Source organism: Zestomonas carbonaria, from assembly GCF_904061905.1.
In the GTDB taxonomy this organism is placed as follows: Bacteria; Pseudomonadota; Gammaproteobacteria; order Pseudomonadales; family Pseudomonadaceae; genus Aquipseudomonas; species Aquipseudomonas carbonaria.
The window spans coordinates 1-16,676 of sequence record NZ_CAJFCI010000081.1 but is presented as its reverse complement, the minus strand read 5'-3'; the positions used below and the strand labels follow the sequence as shown (position 1 = coordinate 16,676).

The following is a 16,676-nucleotide window of genomic DNA, read 5'->3' as shown; positions in this document are numbered from 1 at the left end:
GCACTTCCCCCTGCTCCACGCAAGGAAATCCCGCCAATCCCCGGAAAAACCGGGCCCCGGGCAAGTTGGCACACCCCCTGCAATACCGTTCCCGACAATCACATAAAGCGTCCCCCTCAATGGCGAGGGGGCACTTCCCGATCGAACGGGATTGGACAAAGGCGTCCTCGCTGGGTAACCGGCGGGACGCCTTTTTTGTTTTCCGTGATTTTTGTGCCGGAGATAACCCGCATGAAAAAGCTCAAGTTGGTCATGGTCGGCAACGGTATGGCCGGGGTGCGAACCCTCGAGGAACTGCTCAAGCTCTCCCCCGAGCTCTACGACATCACCGTGTTCGGCGCCGAGCCGCATCCCAACTACAACCGCATCCTGCTATCGCCGGTGCTGGCCGGCGAGCAGACCTTCGAGGAAATCGTCCTCAACGACCTCAACTGGTATGCGGACAATGGCATCAAGCTGCTGCTCGGCCGCAAGGTGGTGAAGATCGACCGCAAGGCGCGCAAGGTCATCGCCCAGGACGGCACCGAAGCGGAGTACGACCGCCTGCTCATCGCCACCGGCTCCAACCCGTTCATCCTGCCGGTGCCGGGCAACAAGCTGGACGGCGTGATCGGCTACCGCGACATCGCCGACACCCAGATGATGATGGAGACCGCCCGGACCCACAGCCACGCCGTGGTGATCGGCGGCGGCCTGCTCGGCCTGGAAGCGGCCAACGGCCTCAAGCAGCGCGGCATGGACGTGACCGTGGTGCACCTCTCCGATTGGCTGCTGGAACGCCAGCTCGACCGCACCGCCGGCAAGCTGCTGCAAGGCGCCCTGGAATCGCGCGGCATCAGGTTCCGCCTCAACGAACAGACCGAAGAGCTGATGGACAACGGCGACGGCCGCGTCTGCGCCGTGCAGTTCAAGAGCGGCGACGTGATCCCCGCCGACCTGGTGGTGATGGCCGCCGGCATCCGCCCCAATACCGAACTGGCGGAAAGCGCCGGGATTCCCTGCAACCGCGGCATCCTGGTCAACGACACCCTGCAAACCTACGACCCGCGCATCTACGCCATCGGCGAATGCGCCAACCACCGAGGCATCGCCTACGGCCTGGTGGCGCCGTTGTTCGAGCAGGCCAAGGTCTGCGCCAACCACCTGGCCCACCTCGGCTTCGCCAGCTACAAGGGCTCGGTGACGTCCACCAAGCTCAAGGTCACCGGCATCGACCTGTTCTCCGCCGGCGACTTCATGGGTGGCGAAGACACCGAGACCATCACCCTCTCCGACCCCATCGGCGGCGTCTACAAGAAGCTGGTGATCAAGAACGACGTGCTGGTCGGCGCCTGCCTGTACGGCGACACCGCCGACGGCGGCTGGTATTTCCGCCAGGTGCGCGAGCAGGCCAACATCAGCGAGATCCGCGACCACCTGATGTTCGGCGAAAGCGCCCTCGGCGACGTCGGCCACCAGGGCCAGAACAGCGCCGCGAGCATGCCGGACAGCGCCGAGGTCTGCGGCTGCAACGGCGTGTGCAAGGGCACCATCGTCAAGGCCATCCAGGAAAACGGCCTGTTCTCGGTCGACGAGGTGAAGAAGCACACCAAGGCCGCCAGCTCCTGCGGCTCCTGCGCCGGGCTGGTCGAGCAGATCCTGATCAGCACCGTGGGCGGCGCGGCGGACGTCAAGCCGAAGAGCGAGAAGGCCATCTGCGGCTGTTCCGACCTGAACCACGGCCAGGTCCGCAAGGCCATCCGCGAACACCACCTGACCTCCATGGCCGAGGCCATGCGCTTCATGGACTGGAGCACGCCCAACGGCTGCGCCACCTGCCGCCCGGCGCTGAACTACTACCTGATCTCCACCTGGCCGGGCGAAGCCCGGGACGACCCGCAGTCGCGCCTGATCAACGAACGCGCCCACGCCAACATCCAGAAGGACGGCACCTACTCGGTGGTGCCGCGCATGTGGGGCGGCGTCACCAACCCGTCCGAACTGCGCCGCATCGCCGACGTCGCCGAGAAGTACAACGTGCCGATGGTCAAGGTCACCGGTGGCCAGCGCATCGACCTGCTGGGCGTGAAGAAGGAAGACCTGCCGAACGTCTGGAAAGAGCTCGACATGCCCTCCGGCCACGCCTACGGCAAGTCCATCCGCACCGTGAAGACCTGCGTCGGCAGCGAGTTCTGCCGCTTCGGCACGCAGAACTCCACCCAGCTCGGCATCGACCTGGAACACGACCTGTTCAACATGTGGTCGCCGCACAAGGTCAAGCTGGCGGTCTCCGGCTGTCCGCGCAACTGCGCCGAGGCCGGCATCAAGGACGTCGGCATCATCGGCGTGGATTCCGGCTGGGAGATGTACATCGGCGGCAACGGCGGCATCAAGACCGAGGTGGCGGAGTTCTTCGTCAAGCTCAAGACCGCCGAGGAAGTGCGCGAATACAACGCCGCCTTCCTGCAGTTGTACCGCGAGGAAGCCTTCTACCTGGAGCGCACCGTGCACTACCTGCAACGGGTCGGCATGGAACACATCAAGAAGGCGGTGATCGAGGACGCCGAGAACCGCAAGGCCCTCGCCGACCGCCTGAGCTACGCGCTGTCGTTCGAGCAGGACCCGTGGAAGGAACGCATCGAGACGCCGCAGTTGAAGAAGGAATTCGACCGGATTCCGGTCAAGCAACTGGAAACCGCCTGACAGCGCCCTCTCCCCCGGCCCCTCTCCCATAAATGGGCGAGGGGTGACTCAGGCCTGACCACCGTGCCACGGCCTGCTCCCTCTCCCGTTTGCGGGAGAGGGCTGGGGAGAGGGAAGAACGCCACCACCGAATTCTGGAGACACCCACATGACCTGGCTCGACATCTGCGCCCTCGACGACATCAACCTGCTCGGCTCACGCATCGTCGCCGGCCCAAAGGGCGACATCGCCATCTTCCGCACCTCGGACGACGAGGTCTTCGCCCTTGACGACCGCTGCCCGCACAAGGGCGGCCCGCTGTCCCAGGGCCTGATCTACGGCAAGCGCGTGGCCTGCCCGCTGCACAACTGGCAGATCGAACTGGAGAGCGGCGAAGCCGTGGCCCCGGACGTCGGCTGCGCCCACCGCCACGACGTGAAGGTGGAGAACGGCCGCGTGCTGCTGGCGCTCAAGAGCATGGCCGCATGCGCATGAACGTCGCCGGCTTTTCCACCCGCCACGCCACCGCTGCAGTGGACAAGCGAAGCGTCGTCCACCCTGCGAACTACAGCGTTTTGGGTCCCCGCGTTCCCGGGGATGACGATTGAGCTGCAATATTGCCCTTCACCTCGTCATTCCCGCGAACGCGGGAATCCAGAAGAGGATGCCGGGACAAGACGGTTGCTCCTGCAACGGAGAATCTGACTCATGACTCAGACCACCGCCTCGACCTGCTGCTACTGCGGCGTCGGCTGCGGCGTGCTGATCGAGCACGACGGCGAGACGATCCTCGGCGTACGGGGCGATCCGAACCACCCGGCCAACTTCGGCAAGCTGTGCAGCAAGGGTTCGACCCTGCACCTGACCGGCGACCTCGACGCTCGCGGCCTGTATCCCGAGCTGCGCCTGGGCAAGGGCCTGGCGCGCAGCCGCAGCGACTGGGACAGCGCCCTCGACCACGCCGCCAACGTGTTCGCCGACACCATCCGCGAACACGGCCCGGACAGCGTGGCCTTCTACATCTCCGGCCAGTTGCTGACCGAGGACTACTACGCCTTCAACAAGCTGGCCCGCGCCCTGGTCGGCACCAACAACATCGACAGCAATTCGCGCCTGTGCATGTCCTCGGCGGTAGTCGGCTACAAGCGCAGCCTCGGCGCCGACGCCCCGCCCTGCTCCTACGAAGACATCGAGCAGAGCGACTGCCTGCTGATCGCCGGCAGCAACATGGCCTATGCCCACCCGATCCTCTTCCGCCGCCTGGAAACCGCCAAGGCCCAGCGCCCGGACATGAAGATCATCGTGGTCGACCCGCGCCGCACCGACACCTGCGAACTGGCCGACCTGCACCTGGCGATCCTGCCCGGCACCGACGTGGCGCTGTTCCACGGCATCCTCCACATCCTGCTCTGGGAAGGCTGGATCGACCGCCGCTACATCGATGCCCACACCGAAGGCTTCGACGAACTGAAGACGCTGGTGCGCGACTACACGCCCGTCGCCGTCGCCGATATCTGCGGCATCCCCCAGGCCGACCTGCTGCTGGCCGCCGAGTGGATCGGCAAGGCGCCGGGCTTCCTCTCGCTGTGGTGCATGGGCCTCAACCAGTCCTCGTCCGGCAGCGCCAAGAACAGCGCGCTGATCAACCTGCACCTGGCCACCGGACAGATCGGCCGGCCTGGCACCGGGCCCTTCTCGCTGACCGGCCAGCCCAACGCCATGGGCGGCCGGGAAACCGGCAGCCTGGCCAACCTGCTGCCCGGCCACCGCGACGCGGCCAACGCCGGACACCGCGCCGAAGTCGCCGCCCACTGGGGCGTCGAGCGGCTGCCGGAAAGCACCGGCCTGACCGCCATCGAACTGTTCGAGGCGGTGCGCGACGGGCGGATCAAGGCGCTGTGGATCGCCTGCACCAATCCGGCGCAATCGCTGCCGGACCAGCAGAAAATCCACGAAGCCCTGGCCGCCTGCCCCTTCGTCGTGGTGCAGGAAGCCTTCTTCACCACCGAGACCTGCCACTACGCCGACCTGCTGCTGCCCGCCGCCAGTTGGGGCGAGAAGGAAGGCACGGTGACCAACTCCGAGCGCCGCATCAGCCATGTGCGCCGCGCCGTGCCAGCGCCCGCGGAGGCGCGGCCGGACTGGGCGATCACCAGCGATTTCGCCCGCCGCCTGGAACAACGTCTACGCCCCGGCCTGCCCAGCCTGTTCGACTTCGCCAGCCCCGAAGCCCTGTTCGAGGAATACAAGCCGCTCACCGCCGGCCGCGACCTGGACTACTCCGGCCTGAGCTACGCCATCCTCGACACCCGGGGTCCCCAGCAATGGCCGTTTCCGGCCGGCGCCACGGCGGGCACGCCGCGCCTGTACGGCGACGGCCGCTTCGCCACCGAGAGCGGCCGCGCGCGCTTCCATGCCGACGTCTACCGCGCGCCGAAGGAGCGCCGCGACGCACGCTTCCCGCTGACCCTCAACACCGGCCGCCTGCGCGACCAGTGGCACGGCATGAGCCGCACCGGCACCGCCGCACGGCTGTTCGGCCACGTCGAGGAAGCCGTGCTCGGCCTGCACCCGGACGAGTTGCGCCGGCGTCGCCTGCAACCCGGCGAACTGGCCAGGGTGCGCAGCCGACGCGGCAGCCTGATCCTCCCGGTGCAGGCCGACGACGCCGTGCGCCCCGGCCAGGCCTACCTGCCGATGCACTGGGGCAACCGCTTCCTCAAGGGCCTGGGCACCAACATCCTGACCCTGCCGGCGTTCGACCCGCTGTCCCGCCAGCCGGAACTCAAGCACGCCGGCATCGAGGTCGAGAGAGTCGAGCTGCCCTGGCAACTGTTCGCCCTGGTCGAAGGCGACGTGCAGCAGCGCTTCACCGCCCTGCGTCCGCTGTTCGACAACTTCGCCTATGCCAGCCTGGCCCTCACCGGCCGCGAACGCCCCGCCCTGGTGATCAAGGCCGCCAGCCCGGTCGCGCCGGACGCTGGCCTGCTGGCGCGCATCGACGCGCTGCTCGGCGTCGACGAAGGTCCGGTGCTGGCCTACGACGACCCACGGCGCACTGTCGGCAAGCGCGTGCGTATCGAGGACGGACGCATCGTCAGCATCCGCCTGGCCGGCGAAACCGCCGCCCGCGACTGGCTGAAAGCACTGTGGAACGAAGGCCGGGCCGACGCCGAGCTGCGCCGCTGGCTGCTCGCCCCGCTATCGACCCCGCCCGGCGGCGGCAAGCAGGCCGACAAGACCCTGTGCAACTGCATGAACGTCAGCGAAGGCGCGATCCGCGACGGCATCGCCCGTGGCCTCGACCTCGACGGCCTCAAGCGCGACCTCAAGTGCGGCACGAGCTGCGGCTCCTGCGTCCCGGAAATCAAACGCCTGTTAGACCGTAGGGTGGAAAACCGCGAAGCGTTTTCCACCACCCTGTGAGGAGAAATCGATATGAACGCAAAAGTCTGGCTGGTGGGCGCTGGCCCCGGCGACCCGGAACTGCTGACCCTCAAGGCGGTGAAGGCCCTGCGCCAGGCGGAGATCGTGATGATCGACGACCTGGTCAACCCGGCCGTGCTGGAACACTGCCCTGACGCGCGGGTGGTGCCGGTGGGCAAGCGCGGCGGCTGCCGCTCCACCCCGCAGGCGTTCATCCACCGCCTGATGCTGCGCTACGCCCGCCAGGGCAAGTGCGTGGTGCGCCTGAAAGGCGGCGACCCGTGCATCTTCGGTCGCGGCAGCGAGGAAGCCGACTGGCTGGCGCAGCACGGTATCGAAGTCGAGATGGTCAACGGCATAACCGCCGGACTGGCCGGTGCCACCAACTGCGGCATTCCCCTGACCCTGCGCGGCATCGCCCGTGGCGTGACCCTGGTCACCGCCCACACCCAGGACGACAGCAGCCTGAACTGGGCCGCGCTGGCCCAGGGCGGTACCACCCTGGTGATCTACATGGGCGTGGCCAAGCTCGGCGAAGTACGCGAAAGCCTGCTGGCCGGCGGCATGCGCACCGACATGCCGGTGGCGATGATCGAGAACGCCTCGCTGCCCGAGCAGCGCGAATGCCGCAGCACCCTGGCCACCCTGCAGCAGGATGCCGCCCTCTTCCAGTTGAAAAGCCCGGCGATCCTGATGATCGGCGAAGTCGCCGCCACCGGGCAGGCAGCCCTGGCGCAAAGCGCCTGACCACCCTGCGGTTTGCCGTTTTTCTGGGTCCCCGCATTCGGGGGGATGACAAGGGAAATCCCGCGCGCTCCGCCGACTCCGTCCCAGCCTCGTAGGGTGGAAAACCGCGAAGCGTTTTCCACCATCATCGGTGGATGTAAAAAGCAACATCCACCCTACGTGTCTATTGGGTCCCCGCGTTCGCGGGGATGGCGGGGAAACACCGTGTGTTCCGCCGGCTCCGTCCCGTCTCGCAGGGTGGAAAACCGCGAAGCGTTTTCCACCATCTCCGGTGGATGTAAAGAGCGACATCCACCCTACGCCGTTCGCGGGGATGGCGGGAGAGACACCGTGCGCTCCGCCAGCTCCGTCATTCCCGCGCACGCGGGAATCCAGAAAAACCCGCCCACACCGTGCCAAGCAGGCAAAGAAAAACCCAGCCGAGGCCGGGTTCTTCCTGAAGCACCAGCAGCTTACTGCTGAACCTGGGCTTCCACTTCCGCTTCCACGCGACGGTTGATCGCACGACCTTCGGAGGTGGCGTTGTCCGCCACCGGACGGGACTCGCCGTAACCAACCGAATCCACGCGCTCGGCACCCACGCCGTACTGGTTGACCAGTACATCGCGGACCGCGTTGGCGCGGCGCTCGGACAGCGCCTGGTTGTAGGCGTCGGTACCCACCGAGTCGGTGTGGCCTTCCACCACGGTGGAGGTTTGCGGGTACTGGTTCATGAAGTCGGCCAGGTTCTTGATGTCGCCGTAGCTTTCTTCCTTCACCACCGACTTGTCGAAGTCGAACTTCACGTCCAGCTCGACACGAACGGTCTGCGGCGGCTCTTCGACCGGTTCCGGCTCCGGGATCGGCTCGGGTGCGGCAACGATCGGCGCCGGCTTGGTGCCGCCGAAGTTCACACCGACGCCGACACCGGCCAGCCACTCGGTATCGCCACGGTCGAAGTTGTAGAGACCATCCACACCCGCGCGGGCGAAGAAGTGCTCGGTGAAGTAGTACTTCAGACCGGCGCCGAGAACACCTTGCGTGGTGTGGTCACGTCCGCTTCGTGCCGCCTGGCCGATGCTCTGGTGAGCGACACCGCCCGACAGGTAGGGGCGCAGGCCCGGGCCGGGCTCTCCGAAGTGGTAGACGGCATCCAGGCCGGTCGAACTGCCCTTGATGTCCTTGTTGGTGACATCGCCGCGGATGTCATGGTACTCGCCATAGGAAAGCACGAGTGCCAGGTCTTCGGTCAGGAAGTAACCGAGAGAGCCACCCAGCAAGTTGCCCTCGTCGAAATCGCGAGTGCTGTCTTCGAAGTATCGCTTACCGAAAATTTCCGCCTCGACTGCACCTTGGCCTTGGGCCAGTGCGCTGAGCGAAAGACTTCCGATCAGTGAACCTATGACAACGCCTAAGGTGTTTTTCAGTTTCATCCTTAAATATCCCCAGTTGGCTTGTATACGAGGTCGGAGTGTCAAACACGTGGACCTGTAGAACGATAGTAGACATATGCCGTTATAGCGAGTCACGCTATTCAATTGTTTATTGATCGCACCACACGCCTGCATATTGCCACTACGCAGGTTAGTACCTTGAAAACGTTGGAAGTTCCAACTTAGGAACACAAGGTCAATAATGGCCAATCATAATAAAAAAGACCGCCCTTCCCCTGCCTGAAGAAGGACGGTCGAAGACGAACCGACCGGAACGATCCGTGCGCGTCCGGTCAGCGTGCGGTGATCACCGCCAGTTTGGTGATGCCGGCCCGCTCGATGGAGGCCATTGCCTTGGCCACCTGGCCGTAGTCGACGTGTTCGTCGGCCTGCAATTGCACGCGCAGTTCCGGGTCCTCCGCCTTGGCGGCTTCCAGGTTGCTCTGCAACAGGTCCAGCTGGACCTCGTCCTTGTTGATGAAGAACCGGCCTTCGCCGTCGATGCTCACCACCAGCGGGTCCTTCTGTTCGGGAGGCGCCACCGCTTCGGTCTTCGGCAGGTTGATCGGGATCGCGTTGGTCAGCAGCGGCGCGGTGACGATGAATACCACCAGCAGCACCAGCATCACGTCCACCAGTGGGGTGACGTTGATCTCGCTCAGCACTTCATCGCTGTCTTGGGTGGAAAAGGCCATGTCAGGACGCCTCCTTCACTTTCTGCGCGCCGGCGGCGGGCTTGGCGGTGGGGAGCTGGATCAGCTTGAACGCGCTCTTCTGCGCCAGGCTGTAGAAGTCATGGGCGAAGTCGTCGAGATCGGCGGCGTTGAGCTTCAGGCGGCGCAGGAAATAGTTGTAGACCAGCACCGCCGGCACCGCGACGGCGATACCCACGCCGGTGGCGACCAGTGCCGCGCCGATCGGCCCGGCCACGGTTTCCAGGCTGGCCGAGCCGGCCGCGCTGATCCCCTTGAGCGCTTCCATGATGCCCCACACGGTACCGAACAGGCCGATGAACGGCGAGGTCGAGCCGATCGAGGCGAGTACCGCGAGGCCCGACTCCAGGGAGCGGCGCTCACGCTGGATCTGCTGGCGCAGGGCGCGTTCGAGGCGGTCCTGGTGGTTGATCGCCTGGCTCAGGTCTCCCTGGCCGTGGTCCTGGATACGGATGGCGCCGAAGCCGGCCTGGGCCACACGGGACACCGCGCCGGGCTGGGCGTTGGTCAGCTCGGCGGCGCCGTCGAGGCTGGAGGCGCTCCAGAACAGCTTCTGGAACTTGCGATCCTGGCCTTTCAGGCGACCGAACTGCACGGCCTTGAGCAGGGCCAGCCCCCAGGTGACGATGGAAAAGCCGATCAGCAGCCAGATGACCGCGTGTTCGATGGATTCGAGTGGGGATGCCAGTAGGTTCATGTCGGGTCTCTCTGTGTTCAGCGAAATGAATGTCTGTTCGTTCAATTCAGGCGGAAGTCGATCGGCACGCTGACCCAGCCGTTCTGGGCGACGTCGCCGCGTTTGGCGGGCACGAAGCTCCAGCGCTTGACCGCCCGTATCGCGGCCTGGTCGAGCACGTCGCGGCCGCTGGAGGTCTGCACCTGGATATCGCTCGGCTTGCCGTTGGCCAGTACATGGACGCGCAGCAGCACGGTGCCTTCCCAGCCCCGGCGCTGGGCCAGCGACGGGTATTCCGGCGCCGGGTTGCGCAGGTAGCCGGCGTTGGCCGAGGGCGGTATGACCGGGGCCGGCGCGGGCGGCGGCGGAGCGACTTCCTTCGGCGGCGCCGGCGGCGGCTCGACCGGCTTGGGCGGCGGAGGTGGCGCGGGCTTCGGCTTGGGTTTCGGCTTCGGTGGCGGCTTGGTCGCCAGTTCGTCGACCACCGGAGGTGGCGGTGGCGGCGGTTCCACCACCGGCTCGGGAATCGGCTCCGGCGGTGGCGGCTCGATCACCGGCGGCGCCGGCGTGGTGAATTCGATGGTCATCGGCGGAATCTCCACCGGAACTTCCGGCAGCACCGGCTCGGGACGCTGGCTCAGCCAGTAGATCACCGCGCCGTGCAGGACCAGGGCGAAGGCGCCGAGCAACAGGCCTTCACGGCGGCTCAGCGCACCCTGCGGACGGACATGATGCTGGCGGTCGCGCCCCAGCGGTTCTCGGTGCGGTCGGCCGATGCCAACCAGATCGGCACTTGGCGCCTCACGCCAGAACAACTCCTGGGCGCTGGCTGCGCTCTGTGCATTGCCCATCGAAAAACTCCTCGAAGAAACCTGTTGCGCCGCGCCCTGACAGGGTCACGGCGGTGACAGTGGAGCCGGCAGCCTTCCGGAGGCTTGAAAGGGCCATCGCAGAGCGGTTGCCGGGTGTGAGGACAATGATTGGCGGCAGCTTTTATCTCATAAAGTAATTTTTATTGATTTTGTAATATCTAAAAAGAATATAAGTTCTCTATCTATTTGTTTTTAAATGACTTATTTATTCGATGATCAAGAAGGCATTGGAAAAATGCCTAAAAGGCATGGAAAAACAGCACCTCGACAAAAAAGCCGCCTGTCTCTCGACAGGCGGCTCATCTGGCTTGCCTCCCCTCCTGTAGCCCGGGTGCAATCCGGGAACGCCATCGCCCTAGAACGGCCGGCTACCGGCCAGGCTGATCCGCTTGAGATCGCGCCGCTCCCGTGGATCGAAGGCGCTGCGCGCATGCAGGGTGGCCTGGTTGTCCCAGTAGACGATGTCGCCCACCTGCCATTTGTGGGTATAGAAGAACCGCTCCTGGCCGATGTGTTCCCGCAACCGGGCGATCAGCGCCTTGCCGCGCTCGGGGTCGTAGCCGGGGATTTCCACCTCGGTGGCCACGCTGAGATAGAGCAGGCGCTTGCCGCTTTCCGGGTGCACGCGCACCAGCGGATGCTCGGTGCCCTGGATCGGCTCGATGTCCGGCGTTCGGTAGGTGACGTGGGCGCCGCCGTAGCCGCCCTGGCGGAGGCGGATGAACGGGTTGTAGTTGATCAGCCGCAGGCCATCGATCTCGTGCTTGGTCTCCTCGTCGAGGGTCTCGTAGGCCAGGGCCAAGTTGTACCAACTGGTGTCGCCGCCCTTCGACGGCACGTCCAGGGCATAGAGCAGCGAGCCGGCCGACGGCACCGGCGTCCAGTGGTGGTCGCTGTGGGGCGGCAAGGCGATGCTGCCCAGTTCTCCCTCGTCGTGGTTGGCGACGCGGACGATCTGCGGCGCCTTGCCGTCGGAGCCGGAAGACAGCACCGGGATATCGGCCGGCGGCTGGAACACCGACCCGAACCAGGTGGCGAAGTCGAGGAACTGGCCGTCGTTCAGTTTCTGGCCGCTGAACACCAGGATGTGGTGGTCGCGCAGCGCCTGCTTGAGGGCCAGTACCTGGTCGGCGCTCAGCGGCTGGCGGGCATCCAGGCCGCTGACGCGGGCGCCGAGCGGCGCGTCCAGCGGGGTGATGGCGAAGGTGTCGGGCTCCTGGCGGAGCGCGGTGGCGGATTGGGACATGACGGGGTTCTCTGGTGATTGGGTTGGATGTGGGGCGGCCAAGGCCCGGCTCGCAAGAGCGGATGTGCACAATGACATCCACCCCACGACCGGCCTCAGCCCTTGCGCACGGTGCGGCTGCGCTGGCCGTCGACGCCCACCGGCACGTCGCCGGCCAAGGTCACGCGGCGCACCACTCGATCCTGGGTGCCGTAGTCGTCCACCGCGTAGTGCTGGGTGGCGCGGTTGTCCCAGATCGCCACGTCGCCTTCGCGCCAGCGCCAGCGCACGGTGTTCTCCAGGCGGATCACGTGGCTTTGCAGGACGTTGAACAACTGCGCCGAGTCGCCCTGCGAAAAGCCCTTCAGGCGCTTGACGAAGTGGCCGAGCAGCAGGGTCCGTTCGCCGCTGACCGGGTGCACGCGAACCACCGGGTGCTCGGTCTCGTAGACGGTGGAGGCAAACACCTTGCGGTATTCCTCAAGGCGCGCCGGGTCGGCGTTGGGGCGCACGCCGGCATAGTCGTACTCGTTGCTGTGCACCGCCCAGAGTTTGTCAGCCAGCTCGCGCAGCTCGGCCGGCAGGTCGTCGTAGGCGGTCGCGGTATTCGCCCACACCGTGTCGCCGCCGGCCTTGGCGGCCACCACCGAGCGCAGGATCGAAGCCTTCGGGTAGGCATCGACGAAGGTCACGTCGGTGTGCCAGGAACTGGCCCGGTGGCCTTGCGCGCCATCCAGCTCCAGCACGTAGGCGGTGCCATCGCGGACCGGCACGGTGGGGTGCGCCACCGGATCGCCGAGCAGCTTGGCGAAGGCCTCCTGGCCCTGGTCGTCGAGGTGGGTCTGGTCGCGGAAGAAGATCACCTTGTACTGCACCAGCGCCTGCTGGATGGCCTCCACGGTGGCGGCGTCCAGGTCGGCGGAAAGCTTCACTCCGCGAATCTCGGCGCCGATACGGCCAGCGACAGGATGGATCTCAAGGACAGCGTTCTGTTCTACGGCTAATGCGGCATTGCTCATGATGTAAGCCCTCTGTGGGGTGGTCAGAAGTCGTAACGCACGGACAGGCCAGCGGTGCGCGGTTGGCCGACGGATGCGCTGTAGGCGCCGTTGAGGTAGGCAAAGGCGGCCAGGTAGTAGTCGGTATCGGTGGCATTCCTGACCCACACCGAGGCGTCCAGCAGGCCGTCGCCCAGCTCGCTGCGGATACCCGCCGCCAGGTTGACCAGCCCGTAGCCGTCGATCTTCGAGAGGTCCGAGTTGTCCAGCGTGCCTTCGGCCTCGGAGCGGTAGGAGTAGCTGGCGGTGAGGTACGGCTCGATGCCGTTGTCCAGTTGCCACTTGTATTCGCCGCTGATGTTGCCGATCCACTTCGAGGCGCCGACCACGCGTTCACCGGTCAGGTCGCAACTGGTCGGCGCACCGGGCACGGTGGCGATCTCGCCGGGGCACGGCGCATCCTTGAACGACAGGTAGGTGACGTCGTTATAGGAACCGTTGAAGTTCAGGGTCAGGCCGCGCAGCGGCAGCGCGGTGGCCTCGAACTCGACGCCACGCGAACGCACGCTGCCGGCGTTGGCCAGCACCTGCACAAGATTGATGGTGCCGGGGATCTGGTAGAGCGTGGTGGCCTGGTAGCCGTGGATACCGGTCCAGAACAGGTTGGCGTTGAGCTGCAGGCGCCGGTCGAACAGCGTGCTCTTGAAACCCAGCTCGGCGTCGTTGGCTCGTTCGGGACCGACCAGCAGCGACTCCGCCCCCGCCGTCGGCGCGCTGCCGACCGCCAGGTTGACCCCGCCGGACTTCTCGCCGTGGGACAGGCTGGCGTAGCCGAGCAGGTCGTCGCTGAACTTGTAGCTCAGGGCGACCAGCCCGGACGGCGCCGCGTTGTACTGGTTCAGGTCGCCGGTGGCGTAGGCGCCGGTCTGGCCCTGCCGGATCGCCGCCGGCAAGCCCGCCACCGGAGCCCCACCGACCGGGGCGAAGCGCTCGACCTTGGCCTCCTTCTCCTCGTAGGTGCCACGCAGGCCGACGGTGAGGTCCAGCCGGTCGGTGGCATGCCAGGTGCCCTGGCCGAACAGCGCGTAGCTGTTGGTGTCGATCTTGCCGTTGGTCTTGGTGCTGACGCCATTCAGCGCATTCAGGTCGGCGCCCAGCAGGAACAGGTCCGCGCGGTCGCCGAAGTGGGTGAAGTTCTTGTTGCCCAGGTCCTGCTTGAACAGATAGGCGCCCAGCACATAGTCGAAGGCGCCGCCCGTGGGCGAAGCCAGGCGGATTTCCTGGGAGAACTGGCGATCATGCACTTCCACGCCGGTGTTGCGGATCGCCGAGACATTCAGGGTCTCGTCGTTGGCCGGGGTGAAATGCCAGTAGCGGTAGCCGCTGATGGACGTCAGGTTGTAGCCGCCGCTCAACCGCCAGTTGGCCTCCACCGAGGTGCCGCCCTGGTGCACGCTGACGTGCTGGCGGCTGTCGATGTTGACCTTCTTGTCGTCCGGGTCGCGGTGCGGCGAGGCGCCGGCCAGGGCCGCGCGATCCCAGTACCGGTCCGGCGCGCCGTACACCACCATGGTGCCGTAGTCGGAATCCTCGGCGTTGTAGTCGGCGATCCAGCGCAGGCTGAAGTCCTCGCTGGGCTCGAACAGCAACTGGCCGCGCACGCCTTCGCGGACACCGCCGTTGAGGTCGTCGCCGTTGAAGGTGTTCTCGATGAAACCGTCCTCGCGGGTCCGATAGGCCGACAGGCGCCCCGCCAGGGTCTCGGTCAGCGGGCCGGAAACGCTGCCCTTGCCCTGGAAGTAGCCACGCTCGCCACCGGAAAACTCGATGCTGCTTTCCGGCGTGAAGGTCGGCTTGCGGGTGCTGATGTTGAGCACCCCGGCGGTGGTGTTCTTGCCGAACAGGGTGCCCTGCGGGCCGCGCAGCAGTTCCAGTTGCTCGATGTCCAGCAGGTCGAACACCGCCATGCCGGGACGGCCCAGGTAGATGTTGTCCAGATAGACCCCGGCGCTGCCCTCCAGGCCGTCGCTGGCCGGATTGTTGCCGATGCCGCGTACCGCGATGCTCGACTGGCGCGCATGCACGTAGGCGACGTTGACGCTCGGCAGCACCTGCTGCAGGTCCTGCACCCGCTGGATCTTCTGCGTCTCCAGGGTGTTGCCGCTCAAGGTGGTGATCGGCGTCGGCACGTCCTGGGCATCCTCCTCGCGGCGGCGGGCGGTGACCGTGACCTTGCTCAGGCGGGTATCGGACTCCAGAGAAGCCCCCTCCTCCCCGGCCACTTCCTCGGCCCAGGCATTGCCGCCGCTCCAGGCGCTCCCCAGCGCCAGCAGCAGGGTCAGGGCGTAATCCGGCGCGGCCAGCCTGCGCAAGGACAGCGGGCGGGCAATCCGTGGGCGGAAGCGCTGGTCGATCGATTTGCGTTGCGTGCTCATGGTTTTCCTTTTCATCCCCATCCCGGCGCCAGAACGCCGGGCAAAACGAACCCGCGCCAGCAGACCTGGCATTGAAAAAACGTGTGGATCGGTGGGCGCGATGACCGGCGGAACCGGCCCAGCTCATGGGCTGGCGCGCGGAAGGATCAGCGACACATGCGCGCGGTCGCGCTGCGGTACTGCCGGACAGGTAGGTTGGCGGTGTTGTTCATTGGCGATATCCCCTCGGATGCAAGGCCATAAACTTATTCCTTATAAATCTAATAATTAAAAATAAGCTTTATTGACGGAATAAGAGCCTGCATTTAAAACCAGCACCCAGGGACGGGCAAATACCTTCGCCCTATTTTTTCAATGCCGGGAAAGCATCATGGATCTGCGCCAACTCCGTTACTTCATCGCCCTGCTCGAACACCGCAGCTTCGTCCGCGCGGCCGATGCCATCGGCATCACCCAACCGGCGTTCAGCCGCAGCATCCAGGGGCTTGAGCAGGAATTCGGCTGCCAGTTGGTGGATCGCGGCAACAAGGACCTGCGCCCCACGCCGGAAGGCCAACTGGTGCTGCAACACGCCCTGCGCCTGGTACAGGGGGCCGCCAACCTGGTCAGCGAAATCAACCAGATGACCAAGCTGGACGCTGGCGACCTGCGCTTCGGCTGCGGCCCGGCGCCGGCGGTCAGGCTGGTGCCGGATGCCGTCGCGCAGTTCATCAACCGCCATCCGCGCGTGCGCACCGCGTTCATGGTCGACAACTGGGAAAAGCTCGGCCGCGCCCTGAGTCGCGAGGAAATCGAATTCTTCGTCGCCGACATCCGCCATTTCGAGGCCGACCCGAACTTCCAGACCCAACCGCTGACGCCCAAGCGCGGCCTGTTCTTCTGCCGCCCCGGACACCCGTTGCTGGCCAAGGAAAGCCTGTCGACCAACGACATGTTCGCCTACCCGCTGGCCGCCACCCTGATCCCGCCGGGGGTGCGCAAGGTACTGGCGAACCTCAGCGGACGCATCGACTTCTCCCCGAGCATCGAGGCCGAGCATTACGACGCCCTGCGGCGGATCGTCGAGCAGACCGACGCCATCGGCATCGGCACGGCGGAAGCCTTCCAGGCGGCGATCGACCGGGGCGACCTAGTCCACCTGCACTGGCGCAACCTGCCGCAGAACCTCGACCAGCTATTCGCCCGCTGCGGCATCGTCAGTCGCACCGGCTTCCGCCTGTCGCCGGCAGCACGGGCGATGATCGAGACGCTGGTCGAAGTGGACGGGGCGGCTGCGCTGACGGGTATCAAGACCGCCTAGAAGTGGCGGGACGCCCGGTTGCTTTCTGGGTCCCCGCGTTCGCGGGGAAGACGGAGGAGAGAGCGAGCGCGGGCCTCAACCTCGTCATCTCCGCGAACGCGGGGACCCAATAAAAGGTTCTTCGCGGACTCAGGGGAAAGAGCGAGTTGACAGTCAGGGAAATGGGTAAATTGGCAGTCGCCAAACGAACCAACCCCCACCCCCTGCTGC

12 protein-coding genes are annotated in these 16,676 nt (G+C 65.9%); 5 read left to right on the top strand and 7 right to left on the bottom strand.

What is annotated here, in order from left to right; genetic code table 11:
* Positions 1 to 231 precede the first annotated feature (231 nt).
* The 4 genes from nirB to cobA all read left to right on the top strand — a co-directional run bounded on the left by nirB (position 232) and on the right by cobA (position 6,835).
* Entirely contained in the window at positions 232 to 2,682 is a 2,451-nt protein-coding gene (nirB, locus tag PSEWESI4_RS22595; protein WP_187673489.1) for a nitrite reductase large subunit NirB, read from the top strand.
* A 148-nt stretch (positions 2,683 to 2,830) separates the two neighbouring features.
* The gene (nirD, locus tag PSEWESI4_RS22590) at positions 2,831 to 3,157 is read left to right on the top strand and encodes a nitrite reductase small subunit NirD (RefSeq protein WP_187673488.1); all 327 of its coding nucleotides are present in this window, start codon (positions 2,831 to 2,833) and stop codon (positions 3,155 to 3,157) included.
* A 213-nt stretch (positions 3,158 to 3,370) separates the two neighbouring features.
* A complete protein-coding gene (locus PSEWESI4_RS22585) occupies positions 3,371 to 6,088 on the top strand; it encodes a nitrate reductase (RefSeq protein WP_187673487.1) in 2,718 nt (905 codons plus the stop codon).
* A gap of 12 nt (positions 6,089 to 6,100) precedes the next feature.
* Positions 6,101 to 6,835: a uroporphyrinogen-III C-methyltransferase gene (gene cobA / locus PSEWESI4_RS22580; protein WP_187673486.1), complete on the top strand. Its 735-nt coding sequence runs from the start codon at positions 6,101 to 6,103 to the stop codon at positions 6,833 to 6,835.
* A gap of 452 nt (positions 6,836 to 7,287) precedes the next feature.
* Here the strand turns inward: cobA and PSEWESI4_RS22575 are convergent, their stop codons facing one another.
* From PSEWESI4_RS22575 to PSEWESI4_RS22545, 7 genes are all read right to left on the bottom strand, one after another.
* Positions 7,288 to 8,247: an OmpA family protein gene (locus PSEWESI4_RS22575; RefSeq protein WP_187673485.1), complete on the bottom strand. Its 960-nt coding sequence runs from the start codon at positions 8,245 to 8,247 to the stop codon at positions 7,288 to 7,290.
* A 293-nt stretch (positions 8,248 to 8,540) separates the two neighbouring features.
* A complete protein-coding gene (locus PSEWESI4_RS22570; RefSeq protein WP_187673484.1) occupies positions 8,541 to 8,942 on the bottom strand; it encodes an ExbD/TolR family protein in 402 nt (133 codons plus the stop codon).
* Position 8,943: 1 nt separating this feature from the next.
* Positions 8,944 to 9,657, bottom strand: coding sequence for a MotA/TolQ/ExbB proton channel family protein (locus PSEWESI4_RS22565; RefSeq protein ID WP_187673483.1), 714 nt, complete (start codon positions 9,655 to 9,657; stop codon positions 8,944 to 8,946).
* 41 nt (positions 9,658 to 9,698) lie between these two features.
* Positions 9,699 to 10,487 (bottom strand): energy transducer TonB, encoded by a 789-nt coding sequence (locus PSEWESI4_RS22560; protein WP_187673482.1) that lies wholly within the window; start codon positions 10,485 to 10,487, stop codon positions 9,699 to 9,701.
* A gap of 376 nt (positions 10,488 to 10,863) precedes the next feature.
* Entirely contained in the window at positions 10,864 to 11,754 is an 891-nt protein-coding gene (locus tag PSEWESI4_RS22555; RefSeq protein WP_187673481.1) for a TauD/TfdA dioxygenase family protein, read from the bottom strand.
* Between the two features lie 95 nt (positions 11,755 to 11,849).
* Positions 11,850 to 12,752 carry a TauD/TfdA dioxygenase family protein gene (locus PSEWESI4_RS22550; RefSeq protein ID WP_187673480.1) on the bottom strand — a complete coding sequence of 301 codons (903 nt, stop codon included), beginning with the start codon at positions 12,750 to 12,752 and terminating at the stop codon, positions 11,850 to 11,852.
* 23 nt (positions 12,753 to 12,775) lie between these two features.
* Positions 12,776 to 15,166, bottom strand: a complete 2,391-nt coding sequence (locus PSEWESI4_RS22545; RefSeq protein WP_187673479.1) for a TonB-dependent receptor — start codon at positions 15,164 to 15,166, stop codon at positions 12,776 to 12,778.
* 370 nt (positions 15,167 to 15,536) lie between these two features.
* On the opposite strand from PSEWESI4_RS22545, the gene PSEWESI4_RS22540 reads away from it, so the two are divergent.
* Entirely contained in the window at positions 15,537 to 16,466 is a 930-nt protein-coding gene (locus PSEWESI4_RS22540; protein WP_187673478.1) for a LysR family transcriptional regulator, read from the top strand.
* The last annotated feature ends 210 nt before the right edge of the window (positions 16,467 to 16,676 follow it).

Bases quoted from the DNA above. Each gene is read 5' to 3' on its own strand.
- nirB (WP_187673489.1), top strand. From the start codon at position 232: ATGAAAAAGCTCAAGTTGGTCATGGTCGGCAACGGTATGGCCGGGGTG.
- PSEWESI4_RS22565 (WP_187673483.1), bottom strand. From the start codon at position 9,657: ATGAACCTACTGGCATCCCCACTCGAATCCATCGAACACGCGGTCATC.
- PSEWESI4_RS22555 (WP_187673481.1), bottom strand. From the start codon at position 11,754: ATGTCCCAATCCGCCACCGCGCTCCGCCAGGAGCCCGACACCTTCGCC.
- PSEWESI4_RS22550 (WP_187673480.1), bottom strand. From the start codon at position 12,752: ATGAGCAATGCCGCATTAGCCGTAGAACAGAACGCTGTCCTTGAGATC.
- cobA (WP_187673486.1), top strand. From the start codon at position 6,101: ATGAACGCAAAAGTCTGGCTGGTGGGCGCTGGCCCCGGCGACCCGGAA.
- PSEWESI4_RS22545 (WP_187673479.1), bottom strand. From the start codon at position 15,166: ATGAGCACGCAACGCAAATCGATCGACCAGCGCTTCCGCCCACGGATT.
- nirD (WP_187673488.1), top strand. From the start codon at position 2,831: ATGACCTGGCTCGACATCTGCGCCCTCGACGACATCAACCTGCTCGGC.
- PSEWESI4_RS22540 (WP_187673478.1), top strand. From the start codon at position 15,537: ATGGATCTGCGCCAACTCCGTTACTTCATCGCCCTGCTCGAACACCGC.
- PSEWESI4_RS22560 (WP_187673482.1), bottom strand. From the start codon at position 10,487: ATGGGCAATGCACAGAGCGCAGCCAGCGCCCAGGAGTTGTTCTGGCGT.
- PSEWESI4_RS22575 (WP_187673485.1), bottom strand. From the start codon at position 8,247: ATGAAACTGAAAAACACCTTAGGCGTTGTCATAGGTTCACTGATCGGA.
- PSEWESI4_RS22585 (WP_187673487.1), top strand. From the start codon at position 3,371: ATGACTCAGACCACCGCCTCGACCTGCTGCTACTGCGGCGTCGGCTGC.
- PSEWESI4_RS22570 (WP_187673484.1), bottom strand. From the start codon at position 8,942: ATGGCCTTTTCCACCCAAGACAGCGATGAAGTGCTGAGCGAGATCAAC.